The sequence below is a fragment of the Pseudomonas sp. NMS19W genome, from assembly GCF_051554255.1.
Lineage (GTDB): Bacteria > Pseudomonadota > Gammaproteobacteria > Pseudomonadales > Pseudomonadaceae > Aquipseudomonas > Aquipseudomonas kribbensis.
This window is the reverse complement of record NZ_CP136718.1, coordinates 5,637,451-5,650,234: the sequence shown is the minus strand read 5'-3', so window position 1 is coordinate 5,650,234 and position 12,784 is coordinate 5,637,451. Positions and strand designations below refer to the sequence as shown.

The window sequence follows — 12,784 nt, the reverse complement described above, 5'->3', positions numbered from 1 at the left end:
ATATATATCGCAGCCGCCAAGTGTAAGGCCAGTCAGGCAGCAACTGGCCGGAATTTTCTTAACGCGGCCAGCGGTTCGGGAGCTGTTCTGCGTGTTTCAGGGCCTGCCGATACTCTGCATCGAGGCGCGCCACCAGTTGGTCCACGCTTGGCAGATCTTCGATCTGGCCAACCCCCTGACCTGCCGACCACACGGTTTTCCAGGCTTTGGCCTCATCGTTGATCGGCTTGAGCTTGTCGCCGAAGTTCACTTCACCCTTGCCTTGCAGTGCTGCCATATCGAAACCGGCAGCTTCCAGGCTTTGGCGCATGAAGCTGGCCGGGACTCCAGACACGGCAGGAGTATGAATGATGTCCGCTGCCTTGGCTGTCAGGAGCATCTCCTTGTAGGCGTCGGGCGCATGACTTTCAGTCGTACCGATGAATCGCGTACCGAAGTAGGCCAAATCCGCGCCGAGCAGCTGTGCGGCGAGAATCTCATGGCCGTGGTTCAAACATCCTGCAAGCAGCAGCGTCTTGTCGAAGAACTGGCGAATCTCGGCGATCAGCGAGAACGGGCTCCAGGTGCCAGCATGTCCACCGGCGCCGGCGGCAACCGCAATCAAGCCATCGACGCCTGCTTCGGCGGCTTTTTCCGCATGTCGGCGGGTCGTCACGTCGTGAAAAACCAGGCCGCCGTAGCTGTGCACCGCATCGACCAATTCCTTCACCGCACCGAGGCTGGTGATGACGATGGGCACCTTGTGCTCGACGCAGATGTTCAGATCCGCCTCCAGACGCGGATTGCTTTTGTGAACAATCAGGTTCACGGCATAAGGCGCCGGGTTGTCCAGTGTCGCCAGCCCTGCTTCGATCTGTTCCAGCCAGGCCTTGAAGCCGCTGCTCTCGCGTTGGTTGAGCGCCGGAAAGCTGCCGACCACGCCGTTGCGACAGCACGCGAGCACCAGTTCTGGATTGGAAATCAGGAACATCGGCGCAGCCACGACGGGCAGGCGCAGACGTTGTTCGAGCAGAGCGGGCAGCGACATCGGAAGTCCCCCGGAAAGTTGAACGTATTGAAGTTAGAACGGCTTGACCACGACCAGAATTACGATAGCCAGCAATATCAGAACCGGGACTTCATTGAACCAGCGATAAAAGACATGGCTGCGGGTGTTCTCGCCACGGGCAAAACGTTTTACCTGCGCGCCGCACATGTGGTGATAGCCGATCAACAGCACCACCAGGGTCAGCTTGGCGTGAATCCAGCCACCGCTGCTGAAGATGCCCGGGTTCAGGTAAATCAGCCAGCCGCCGAAGATCAGCGCGGCGATCATCGCCGGGCCCATGATGCCGCGATACAGCTTGCGCTCCATGACGCTGAAGCGTTCCTTGCTGATCGTATCTTCACTTTGTGCGTGATAAACGAACAGTCGCGGCAGGTAGAACAGTCCGGCAAACCAGCACACGATGCTGACGATATGCAGCGCTTTGATCCACAGATAGAGCATTTTGGTTATTCCCTAATACACGGTAGGCCGGATAGTAGAGGCTTGAGCGTCCGCACGTCACCTTGATGGTTGTCGCAGGGCGCGCGCGCCCCTATTATCGACGGCTTTCCAGTGGGTTCGTTGAGGGCAGGTTTATGGTCAAGGTCGGTATCGTCGGCGGCACGGGTTACACCGGTGTCGAACTGCTGCGTCTGTTGGCACAGCATCCGCAAGCAGAAGTGGTTGTGATCACTTCCCGATCCGAGGCCGGTCTGGCCGTGGCTGATATGTACCCGAACCTGCGCGGCCACTACGACGGTCTGGCGTTTAGCGTGCCGGACATCAAGACCCTCGGCGCTTGCGACGTGGTGTTCTTCGCGACTCCGCACGGCGTTGCCCACGCATTGGCTGGTGAATTGCTGGCGGCGGGCACCAAGGTCATCGACCTGTCGGCGGACTTCCGTCTGCAGGACGCCGATGAGTGGGCCAAGTGGTACGGCCAGCCGCACGGCGCGCCGGAGCTGCTGGACGAAGCGGTTTACGGCTTGCCGGAAGTCAACCGTGAGCAAATCAAGAAAGCTCGCCTGATCGCGGTGCCGGGTTGTTACCCGACCGCAACACAGCTCGGTTTCCTGCCATTGCTTGAGGCGGGCATTGCCGACGTTTCCCACCTGATCGCCGACTGCAAGTCCGGTGTCAGCGGTGCCGGTCGTGGTGCTGCCGTAGGTTCGCTGTACTCCGAGACGTCGGAAAGCATGAAGGCTTATGCGGTGAAAGGTCACCGTCATCTGCCGGAAATTCGTCAGGGTCTGCGTCGTGCGGCGGGCAAGGATGTCGGCCTGACTTTCGTGCCACACCTGACGCCGATGATTCGTGGCATTCATTCCACGCTCTATGCGACCGTGGTGGATCGCTCCGTCGATCTGCAGGCGCTGTTCGAGAAGCGTTATGCCAATGAGCCGTTCGTCGACGTGATGCCGGCCGGCAGCCATCCGGAAACCCGCAGCGTGCGTGGCGCGAACGTCTGCCGTATCGCGGTTCACCGCCCACAGGATGGTGATCTGGTGGTGGTGCTGTCGGTGATCGACAACCTGGTCAAGGGCGCGTCGGGTCAGGCGGTGCAGAACATGAACATTCTGTTCGGTCTGGATGAGCGCTTTGGTCTGTCCCACGCGGGCATGTTGCCGTAAGACTGATCTTGCATGAAGAAAAGGCCCGTCTGACGGGCCTTTTTGCATTCCGGGTCGCTGATGGCTTTATTGATATACCGTAACAATAGTTGACCGATTTTCTAGGACAAGCGGATAATGCGCGTCATCACGCATTATGGCGGCGTAACGCCGGGAGATAGTCAGCATGAGCGTCGAATCCTTCACCCCCACGGCTTTGCAATTCACTCAGGGTGCCGCGCACAAGGTGAAGAGCCTGGTCGATGAAGAGGGGAATGATCGCTTGAAGCTGCGCGTATTCGTTACGGGCGGCGGTTGTTCAGGGTTTCAGTACGGCTTCACCTTCGATGAAGATGTGGCCGAGGACGACACCATCGTCGAGCGCGAAGGTGTGAGTCTGGTGGTTGATCCGATGAGCTTCCAGTATCTGGCAGGTGCCGAGGTGGACTACCAGGAAGGTCTGGAAGGTTCGCGCTTCGTGATCAAGAACCCGAATGCCACCACGACTTGTGGTTGCGGTTCTTCGTTCTCGATCTGATCTCGCTTCACCGTACACAACAAAACGCCGCAGAACCTCACGGTTCTGCGGCGTTTTGTTATCTGCGTTTTGTCTTAATTGGGATAGATTGCGCCGAGTACGCGCAGGCCTTTTGCACCGGTGACGCTGGGGCGATTGGCGGTGATGCCTTCAAGGCAGCAATGCGCCAGCCAGGCAAAGGCCATGGCTTCGACCCAGTCTGGATCTACACCGTGGGTCGTGGTGCTGGCGACTTTCGCGTTGGGCAGCAGTTCGGCCAGGCGCTTCATCAGCGTGGCGTTGTGGGCGCCACCGCCGCAGACCAGGAGTTCTTCGGTATTCGATTGGGCGCTTTGCAGCGATTCGACGATGGTCAGCGCTGTCAGTTCGAGCAGCGTTGCCTGTACGTTTTCGGGGGCGAAATCCGGCAGGTGCGACAGTTGCTGTTCCAGCCAGGGCAGGTTGAACACTTCCCGGCCGGTGCTCTTCGGGCCTTTGGTCGAGAAGAAGGAATCGCTCAGCAATGCCTTGAGAAGGGTTGGTTCAACTTTGCCGCTGGCTGCCCATTGACCGTTGCGATCATAGTTTTCGCCACGCTGCCGGTGAATCCACGCATCCATCAGAACATTCCCAGGGCCGCAGTCGAAACCGGCTACAGGCTTGTTCGGCTCAATCAGACTGAGATTGCTGAAACCGCCGACATTCAGGACTGCGCGGTTACCGGTACGCTCTTCGAACAACGCCTCATGGAAGGCAGGAACCAGAGGGGCGCCTTGACCGCCGGCGGCCACATCGCGGCTGCGGAAGTCACTGACTACCGTAATGCCAGTCAGCTCGGTCAGCAGGGCAGGGTTGCCGATCTGTACGGTGAAACCGCGTGCCGGTTCGTGGCGAATGGTCTGGCCGTGGCTGCCGATTGCGCGAATGGCTTCGGGTTTGAGCTGTTGCTGTTCGAGCAGGGCTTGGATACCTGTTGCTGCAAGCTTCACCCAGTTCTGCTGGGCGATGGCCGAGCGGGCAATCTCGTCGGGACCGCTGGCGCACAAGCCAAGCAGCTCGGCGCGCAGGGATTCAGGCATGGGAATGTAGTGCGTGGCGATCAGGTTGATCGCCGAGGCATGCTCGATCAGGGCGATGTCCAGACCATCGAGACTGGTTCCGGACATCACGCCGATATAAAGAGCCATGGCTTAACGCTTGCTCGAGGCCAGCATGGTGGCCTTCTCTTGGTCCATGCGAGCCATCAGCGGCTGGCTCTGCGCCAGGAAGCGCGCGCGCTCGGATTTGGCGATCGGATCGGCCATCGGCAGTTTTTGTCCCAATGGATCGACGTGAACGCCATTGACCTGGAACTCATAGTGCAAGTGCGGGCCGGTGGACAGGCCGGTAGTGCCGATGTAGCCGATGACCTGGCCTTGTTTGACCGTACCGCCGGTTTTCACGCCTTTGGCGAAGCCTTGCATGTGGCCGTAGAGCGTACGGTAGGTATTGCCGTGCTGAATGATCACGGTGTTGCCGTAACCACCACGGCGACCGGCCAGCAATACTTTTCCGTCACCGGCAGCCTTGATTGGCGTACCGCGTGGGGCGGCGTAATCGACACCTTTATGGGCGCGGATCTTGTTGAGGATCGGGTGTTTGCGGCCCATGGAAAACTTGGAGCTGATGCGGGCGAAGTCCACCGGGGTACGGATGAACGCCTTGCGCATACTGTTGCCGTCGGCAGTGTAGTAGCTGCTGTTACCTTGCTTGTTGGTGTAGCGCACGGCGGTGTAAGTCTTGCCGCGGTTGGTGAAGCGGGCGGACAGGATCGGGCCGTTGCCGACGGCTTTGCCATTGACCACTTTCTGCTCGTAGATCACGTCGAACTCGTCACCCTGGCGGATATCCTGGGCAAAGTCGACGTCGTAGCCGAACACGCTGGCCATGTCCATGGTCAGGCTGTGGGACAGGCCGGCGCGGGCGGCGGACTGGGACAGGGAGCTGTTGATCACGCCGTGGACATAGGCGGTACGAACGGTTGGCTTGGCGGTAACGCGGTTGAAGACATAACCCTTGTCGTTCTTGGTCAGGGTGATGGTTTCAACGTCGCTAATCTTGCTGTGCAGATTGGTCAGTTGACCTTGTGGATTGAGTTCGAATTCGAGTTTCTGGCCGTGTTTGAGCTGGCTGAACTGCTTGGCCTGTTTGTCGCTGGCCAGAACTTCGTGTACGGCAGCGGCGGGGAGGCCAACCTTCTCGAACAATGTCGAAAGGGTGTCACCCTTGGAGACGATCACTTCCCTGTGGCCTGGAGTCTTCTTTTCAGGCGCGACCGGTGCAGGCACTGGTGCGGCCTGGGCGGTTTCGGGTGTGTCTTCTGCGCTGTTTTCGATTTGTGCGAAGGGTGAAGCTACCGGCTCATTTGTGGCTTGAACCGCGTCAGCAGCGTCTTGATCTTGTGTCAGTTGTTCGGCAGGACTTTCCAGCTCAAGGCTCAGGGTCGTCTTTTTGGCTTCAACATCACTGGAAGGAAATACCAGGAGCGCCAGGCTGAGAAGGGCGGCGATCCCACTTGCGGCAAGCAGGTGGGTCTTCGGGTAAAGCGGTGGCGCTTTAGACGGTTCAGTGGTCATAAGTAGTTTTGACTTTGAAAAGATGAATTGGAAAAGATGAATGACATGATGAAGATGAAATAACTGTATAAAATATAACCAAATCATCTCTGAGGCAAGTCCGCAGGCATCTCGCTCGTGGATTGGTATCCGTGCGCCGGGCAAAACTTGTAATTGGTGCACGATCTTGTATGGTTGGTTCCCTTTGAATCTGAGCCTTGCGGGTCTGTTATGAAGTCGGTTGAAGAGCAGCTAGCGCTGATTAAACGTGGTGCGGAAGAACTGTTGGTCGAGTCCGAGCTGATCGAAAAGCTCAAGCGTGGCCAGCCGCTGCGAATCAAGGCCGGCTTCGATCCAACGGCGCCGGATCTGCACCTTGGACACACTGTGCTTATTAATAAGCTGCGTCAGTTCCAGGAACTGGGGCATCAGGTGATCTTCCTGATTGGCGACTTCACCGGAATGATCGGTGATCCGAGTGGCAAGAGTGCAACTCGTCCGCCGCTGACCCGTGAGCAGGTTCTGGAAAATGCCGAGACCTACAAGACTCAGGTATTCAAGATTCTTGATCCGGCGAAAACCGAAGTCGCGTTCAACTCCACCTGGATGGATCAGATGGGGCCTGCAGACTTTATTCGTCTGACTTCGCAGTACACCGTTGCTCGTATGCTCGAACGTGATGACTTCGACAAGCGCTACACCACCAATCAGCCAATCGCCATTCATGAGTTCCTCTATCCGCTGGTTCAGGGGTATGACTCGGTTGCATTGCGCGCGGATGTTGAGCTGGGCGGTACCGATCAGAAGTTCAACCTGCTGATGGGGCGCGAACTGCAGCGTGGTTATGGTCAGGAAGCTCAGTGCATTCTGACGATGCCGCTGCTCGAAGGGCTGGATGGCGTTAAAAAGATGTCCAAGTCGTTGGGCAACTACGTCGGTATCCAGGAAGCGCCGGGTGTCATGTACAGCAAGCTGGTTTCGATTCCGGATGCGTTGATGTGGCGCTATTTCGAGCTGCTCAGCTTCCGTTCGATGGATGAGATCAATGCTTTCCGTGCTGATGTAGAGGCGGGTGCCAATCCTCGCGACATCAAGATCAAGCTGGCTGAAGAAATTGTTGCGCGCTTCCATGGTGAAGAGGCTGCTGCCAATGCTCACCGTGGTGCGGGTAACCGTATGAAGGATGGCGAGTTGCCGGATGATTTGCCGGAAGTCGAACTGACTGCTGCCGAAGATATGCCGATTGCTGCCGTCCTTAATAAGGCTGGCCTGGTGAAGAACTCGGCGGCTGCTCGTGATCTGCTGGCTTCCGGTGGTGTGCGTATAGATGGCGAGGTTGTCGATCGCTCCTTTATATATGTGCTGGGCGCGACTCACGTTTGCCAGGCTGGCAAGAAGGCTTTTGCACGGATTACGCTGAAATCCGAGTAAAGTTGAAAATAGGGGTTGACGGCAGATTCTGAGTCTCTATAATTCGCCCCACTTCCGGCGCAGTCGAAACGGAAAACTCCTTGAGATTCAACGAGTTAAGTAGGTTTCGATAGCGGCTCGCTTCAGATCATCGAGGCCTGGAAGGAGTTGGAAATGCCGGCTTGTCTGGCGCTTTCAACGGTTCGGTCTTCTCGATCGAAAGCGGAGAAAAAGAGGTGTTGACAGCAGCGTGTAACGCTGTAGAATTCGCCTCCCGCTAACGAGAGATCGGAAGCGCAAGTGGTTGAAGTTGTTGAGGAAATCTTCGAAAACTTCTGAAAATAATCACTTGACAGCAAATGAGGCTGCTGTAGAATGCGCGCCTCGGTTGAGATGAAAGATCTTAACCAACCGCTCTTTAACAACTGAATCAAGCAATTCGTGTGGGTGCTTGTGGAGTCAGACTGATAGTCAACAAGATTATCAGCATCACAAGTTACTCCGCGAGAAATCAAAGATGTAACCAACGATTGCTGAGCCAAGTTTAGGGTTTCTTAAAAACCCAAAGATGTTTGAACTGAAGAGTTTGATCATGGCTCAGATTGAACGCTGGCGGCAGGCCTAACACATGCAAGTCGAGCGGATGAAGGGAGCTTGCTCCTGGATTCAGCGGCGGACGGGTGAGTAATGCCTAGGAATCTGCCTGGTAGTGGGGGACAACGTTTCGAAAGGAACGCTAATACCGCATACGTCCTACGGGAGAAAGCAGGGGACCTTCGGGCCTTGCGCTATCAGATGAGCCTAGGTCGGATTAGCTAGTTGGTGAGGTAATGGCTCACCAAGGCGACGATCCGTAACTGGTCTGAGAGGATGATCAGTCACACTGGAACTGAGACACGGTCCAGACTCCTACGGGAGGCAGCAGTGGGGAATATTGGACAATGGGCGAAAGCCTGATCCAGCCATGCCGCGTGTGTGAAGAAGGTCTTCGGATTGTAAAGCACTTTAAGTTGGGAGGAAGGGTTGTAGATTAATACTCTGCAATTTTGACGTTACCGACAGAATAAGCACCGGCTAACTCTGTGCCAGCAGCCGCGGTAATACAGAGGGTGCAAGCGTTAATCGGAATTACTGGGCGTAAAGCGCGCGTAGGTGGTTCGTTAAGTTGGATGTGAAATCCCCGGGCTCAACCTGGGAACTGCATCCAAAACTGGCGAGCTAGAGTATGGTAGAGGGTGGTGGAATTTCCTGTGTAGCGGTGAAATGCGTAGATATAGGAAGGAACACCAGTGGCGAAGGCGACCACCTGGACTGATACTGACACTGAGGTGCGAAAGCGTGGGGAGCAAACAGGATTAGATACCCTGGTAGTCCACGCCGTAAACGATGTCAACTAGCCGTTGGGAGCCTTGAGCTCTTAGTGGCGCAGCTAACGCATTAAGTTGACCGCCTGGGGAGTACGGCCGCAAGGTTAAAACTCAAATGAATTGACGGGGGCCCGCACAAGCGGTGGAGCATGTGGTTTAATTCGAAGCAACGCGAAGAACCTTACCAGGCCTTGACATCCAATGAACTTTCCAGAGATGGATTGGTGCCTTCGGGAACATTGAGACAGGTGCTGCATGGCTGTCGTCAGCTCGTGTCGTGAGATGTTGGGTTAAGTCCCGTAACGAGCGCAACCCTTGTCCTTAGTTACCAGCACGTAATGGTGGGCACTCTAAGGAGACTGCCGGTGACAAACCGGAGGAAGGTGGGGATGACGTCAAGTCATCATGGCCCTTACGGCCTGGGCTACACACGTGCTACAATGGTCGGTACAAAGGGTTGCCAAGCCGCGAGGTGGAGCTAATCCCATAAAACCGATCGTAGTCCGGATCGCAGTCTGCAACTCGACTGCGTGAAGTCGGAATCGCTAGTAATCGCGAATCAGAATGTCGCGGTGAATACGTTCCCGGGCCTTGTACACACCGCCCGTCACACCATGGGAGTGGGTTGCACCAGAAGTAGCTAGTCTAACCTTCGGGAGGACGGTTACCACGGTGTGATTCATGACTGGGGTGAAGTCGTAACAAGGTAGCCGTAGGGGAACCTGCGGCTGGATCACCTCCTTAATCGACGACATCAGCTGCTCCATAAGTTCCCACACGAATTGCTTGATTCATTGAAGAAGACGATAGAAGCAGCCCGAAATTGGGTCTGTAGCTCAGTTGGTTAGAGCGCACCCCTGATAAGGGTGAGGTCGGCAGTTCGAATCTGCCCAGACCCACCAATTTTGTGTGGGAAACGCCTGTAGAAATACGGGGCCATAGCTCAGCTGGGAGAGCGCCTGCCTTGCACGCAGGAGGTCAGCGGTTCGATCCCGCTTGGCTCCACCACTACTGCTTCTGAAGTTTGAAAGCTTAGAAATGAGCATTCCATCAGGTTGATGATGAATGTTGATTTCTGGTCTTTGACTGGATCGTTCTTTAAAAATTTGGGTATGTGATAGAAAGATAGACTGAACGTTACTTTCACTGGTAACGGATCAGGCTAAGGTAAAATTTGTGAGTTCTCTTAGTTGAGAAATTCGAATTTTCGGCGAATGTCGTCTTCACAGTATAACCAGATTGCTTGGGGTTATATGGTCAAGTGAAGAAGCGCATACGGTGGATGCCTTGGCAGTCAGAGGCGATGAAAGACGTGGTAGCCTGCGAAAAGCTTCGGGGAGTCGGCAAACAGACTTTGATCCGGAGATGTCTGAATGGGGGAACCCAGCCATCACAAGATGGTTATCTTGCACTGAATACATAGGTGCAAGAGGCGAACCAGGGGAACTGAAACATCTAAGTACCCTGAGGAAAAGAAATCAACCGAGATTCCCTTAGTAGTGGCGAGCGAACGGGGACTAGCCCTTAAGTGGCTTTGAGATTAGCGGAACGCTCTGGAAAGTGCGGCCATAGTGGGTGATAGCCCTGTACGCGAAAATCTCTTGGTCATGAAATCGAGTAGGACGGAGCACGAGAAACTTTGTCTGAATATGGGGGGACCATCCTCCAAGGCTAAATACTACTGACTGACCGATAGTGAACTAGTACCGTGAGGGAAAGGCGAAAAGAACCCCGGAGAGGGGAGTGAAATAGATCCTGAAACCGTATGCGTACAAGCAGTGGGAGCAGACTTTGTTCTGTGACTGCGTACCTTTTGTATAATGGGTCAGCGACTTATTTTCAGTGGCGAGCTTAACCGAATAGGGGAGGCGTAGCGAAAGCGAGTCTTAATAGGGCGTCTAGTCGCTGGGAATAGACCCGAAACCGGGCGATCTATCCATGGGCAGGTTGAAGGTTAGGTAACACTGACTGGAGGACCGAACCGACTACCGTTGAAAAGTTAGCGGATGACCTGTGGATCGGAGTGAAAGGCTAATCAAGCTCGGAGATAGCTGGTTCTCCTCGAAAGCTATTTAGGTAGCGCCTCATGTATCACTGTAGGGGGTAGAGCACTGTTTCGGCTAGGGGGTCATCCCGACTTACCAAACCGATGCAAACTCCGAATACCTACAAGTGCCGAGCATGGGAGACACACGGCGGGTGCTAACGTCCGTCGTGAAAAGGGAAACAACCCAGACCGTCAGCTAAGGTCCCAAAGTTATGGTTAAGTGGGAAACGATGTGGGAAGGCTTAGACAGCTAGGAGGTTGGCTTAGAAGCAGCCACCCTTTAAAGAAAGCGTAATAGCTCACTAGTCGAGTCGGCCTGCGCGGAAGATGTAACGGGGCTCAAACCATACACCGAAGCTACGGGTATCACGCAAGTGATGCGGTAGAGGAGCGTTCTGTAAGCCTGTGAAGGTGAGTTGAGAAGCTTGCTGGAGGTATCAGAAGTGCGAATGCTGACATGAGTAACGACAATGGGTGTGAAAAACACCCACGCCGAAAGACCAAGGTTTCCTGCGCAACGTTAATCGACGCAGGGTTAGTCGGTCCCTAAGGCGAGGCTGAAAAGCGTAGTCGATGGAAAACAGGTTAATATTCCTGTACTTCTGGTTATTGCGATGGAGGGACGGAGAAGGCTAGGCCAGCTTGGCGTTGGTTGTCCAAGTTTAAGGTGGTAGGCTGAGATCTTAGGTAAATCCGGGATCTTAAGGCCGAGAGCTGATGACGAGTTGCCTTTAGGCGACGAAGTGGTTGATGCCATGCTTCCAAGAAAAGCTTCTAAGCTTCAGATAACCAGGAACCGTACCCCAAACCGACACAGGTGGTTGGGTAGAGAATACCAAGGCGCTTGAGAGAACTCGGGTGAAGGAACTAGGCAAAATGGCACCGTAACTTCGGGAGAAGGTGCGCCGGTGAGGGTGAAGGACTTGCTCCGTAAGCCCATGCCGGTCGAAGATACCAGGCCGCTGCGACTGTTTATTAAAAACACAGCACTCTGCAAACACGAAAGTGGACGTATAGGGTGTGACGCCTGCCCGGTGCCGGAAGGTTAATTGATGGGGTTAGCTAACGCGAAGCTCTTGATCGAAGCCCCGGTAAACGGCGGCCGTAACTATAACGGTCCTAAGGTAGCGAAATTCCTTGTCGGGTAAGTTCCGACCTGCACGAATGGCGTAACGATGGCGGCGCTGTCTCCACCCGAGACTCAGTGAAATTGAAATCGCTGTGAAGATGCAGTGTATCCGCGGCTAGACGGAAAGACCCCGTGAACCTTTACTATAGCTTTGCACTGGACTTTGAATTTGCTTGTGTAGGATAGGTGGGAGGCTTTGAAGCGTGGACGCCAGTTCGCGTGGAGCCATCCTTGAAATACCACCCTGGCAACTTTGAGGTTCTAACTCAGGTCCGTTATCCGGATCGAGGACAGTGTATGGTGGGTAGTTTGACTGGGGCGGTCTCCTCCTAAAGAGTAACGGAGGAGTACGAAGGTGCGCTCAGACCGGTCGGAAATCGGTCGTAGAGTATAAAGGCAAAAGCGCGCTTGACTGCGAGACAGACACGTCGAGCAGGTACGAAAGTAGGTCTTAGTGATCCGGTGGTTCTGTATGGAAGGGCCATCGCTCAACGGATAAAAGGTACTCCGGGGATAACAGGCTGATACCGCCCAAGAGTTCATATCGACGGCGGTGTTTGGCACCTCGATGTCGGCTCATCACATCCTGGGGCTGAAGCCGGTCCCAAGGGTATGGCTGTTCGCCATTTAAAGTGGTACGCGAGCTGGGTTTAGAACGTCGTGAGACAGTTCGGTCCCTATCTGCCGTGGACGTTTGAGATTTGAGAGGGGCTGCTCCTAGTACGAGAGGACCGGAGTGGACGAACCTCTGGTGTTCCGGTTGTCACGCCAGTGGCATTGCCGGGTAGCTATGTTCGGAAAAGATAACCGCTGAAAGCATCTAAGCGGGAAACTTGCCTCAAGATGAGATCTCACTGGAACCTTGAGTTCCCTGAAGGGCCGTCGAAGACTACGACGTTGATAGGTTGGGTGTGTAAGCGCTGTGAGGCGTTGAGCTAACCAATACTAATTGCCCGTGAGGCTTGACCATATAACACCCAAGCAATCTGCAGACTCGAAAGAGGCCAGATTGCGGTGTGTGAAGACGAAAGAACCGAAAGTTCGACGCTTACAAAACACCGAAAACTATCCCATACCCAATTT

Annotated in this window: 7 protein-coding genes, 2 tRNA genes and 2 rRNA genes; 7 read left to right on the top strand and 4 right to left on the bottom strand. The window is 55.0% G+C overall.

The window, feature by feature from the left end:
* Nucleotides 1–58 precede the first annotated feature (58 nt).
* A complete protein-coding gene (locus tag R1A29_RS25975) occupies nucleotides 59–1,027 on the bottom strand; it encodes an NAD(P)H-dependent flavin oxidoreductase (protein WP_438299937.1) in 969 nt (322 codons plus the stop codon).
* Between the two features lie 33 nt (nucleotides 1,028–1,060).
* Nucleotides 1,061–1,489 carry a protoporphyrinogen oxidase HemJ gene (gene hemJ / locus R1A29_RS25970; protein WP_248740060.1) on the bottom strand — a complete coding sequence of 143 codons (429 nt, stop codon included), beginning with the start codon at nucleotides 1,487–1,489 and terminating at the stop codon, nucleotides 1,061–1,063.
* A gap of 134 nt (nucleotides 1,490–1,623) precedes the next feature.
* On the opposite strand from hemJ, the gene argC reads away from it, so the two are divergent.
* Both argC and erpA read left to right on the top strand, forming a co-directional pair.
* Nucleotides 1,624–2,658, top strand: a complete 1,035-nt coding sequence (gene argC, locus R1A29_RS25965; protein ID WP_438299936.1) for an N-acetyl-gamma-glutamyl-phosphate reductase — start codon at nucleotides 1,624–1,626, stop codon at nucleotides 2,656–2,658.
* Between the two features lie 166 nt (nucleotides 2,659–2,824).
* Entirely contained in the window at nucleotides 2,825–3,175 is a 351-nt protein-coding gene (gene erpA / locus R1A29_RS25960; RefSeq protein ID WP_003228776.1) for an iron-sulfur cluster insertion protein ErpA, read from the top strand.
* Between the two features lie 74 nt (nucleotides 3,176–3,249).
* Here erpA and R1A29_RS25955 read toward each other — a convergent pair whose 3' ends face one another.
* Nucleotides 3,250–4,341, bottom strand: a complete 1,092-nt coding sequence (locus R1A29_RS25955; protein ID WP_438299935.1) for an anhydro-N-acetylmuramic acid kinase — start codon at nucleotides 4,339–4,341, stop codon at nucleotides 3,250–3,252.
* A gap of 3 nt (nucleotides 4,342–4,344) precedes the next feature.
* A complete protein-coding gene (locus R1A29_RS25950; RefSeq protein ID WP_438299934.1) occupies nucleotides 4,345–5,769 on the bottom strand; it encodes a peptidoglycan DD-metalloendopeptidase family protein in 1,425 nt (474 codons plus the stop codon).
* A 210-nt stretch (nucleotides 5,770–5,979) separates the two neighbouring features.
* Between R1A29_RS25950 and tyrS the strand changes: the two genes are divergently transcribed.
* The 5 genes from tyrS (at nucleotide 5,980) to R1A29_RS25925 (ending at nucleotide 12,671) form a co-directional block, all read left to right on the top strand.
* Nucleotides 5,980–7,179 (top strand): tyrosine--tRNA ligase, encoded by a 1,200-nt coding sequence (gene tyrS, locus R1A29_RS25945; protein ID WP_085731729.1) that lies wholly within the window; start codon nucleotides 5,980–5,982, stop codon nucleotides 7,177–7,179.
* Nucleotides 7,180–7,732: 553 nt separating this feature from the next.
* Nucleotides 7,733–9,269, top strand: a 16S ribosomal RNA gene (locus R1A29_RS25940).
* Nucleotides 9,270–9,350: 81 nt separating this feature from the next.
* A tRNA-Ile gene (locus R1A29_RS25935) sits at nucleotides 9,351–9,427 on the top strand.
* 30 nt (nucleotides 9,428–9,457) lie between these two features.
* Nucleotides 9,458–9,533: transfer RNA gene (locus R1A29_RS25930), tRNA-Ala, on the top strand.
* 247 nt (nucleotides 9,534–9,780) lie between these two features.
* Nucleotides 9,781–12,671: ribosomal RNA gene (locus R1A29_RS25925) — 23S ribosomal RNA — on the top strand.
* The 16S and 23S rRNA genes sit together here with 2 tRNA genes alongside, the layout of an rRNA operon.
* The last annotated feature ends 113 nt before the right edge of the window (nucleotides 12,672–12,784 follow it).

Coding starts and splice junctions, on each gene's coding strand:
- R1A29_RS25975 (WP_438299937.1), bottom strand. CDS start 1,027: ATGTCGCTGCCCGCTCTGCTCGAACAACGTCTGCGCCTGCCCGTCGTG.
- hemJ (WP_248740060.1), bottom strand. CDS start 1,489: ATGCTCTATCTGTGGATCAAAGCGCTGCATATCGTCAGCATCGTGTGC.
- argC (WP_438299936.1), top strand. CDS start 1,624: ATGGTCAAGGTCGGTATCGTCGGCGGCACGGGTTACACCGGTGTCGAA.
- erpA (WP_003228776.1), top strand. CDS start 2,825: ATGAGCGTCGAATCCTTCACCCCCACGGCTTTGCAATTCACTCAGGGT.
- R1A29_RS25955 (WP_438299935.1), bottom strand. CDS start 4,341: ATGGCTCTTTATATCGGCGTGATGTCCGGAACCAGTCTCGATGGTCTG.
- R1A29_RS25950 (WP_438299934.1), bottom strand. CDS start 5,769: ATGACCACTGAACCGTCTAAAGCGCCACCGCTTTACCCGAAGACCCAC.
- tyrS (WP_085731729.1), top strand. CDS start 5,980: ATGAAGTCGGTTGAAGAGCAGCTAGCGCTGATTAAACGTGGTGCGGAA.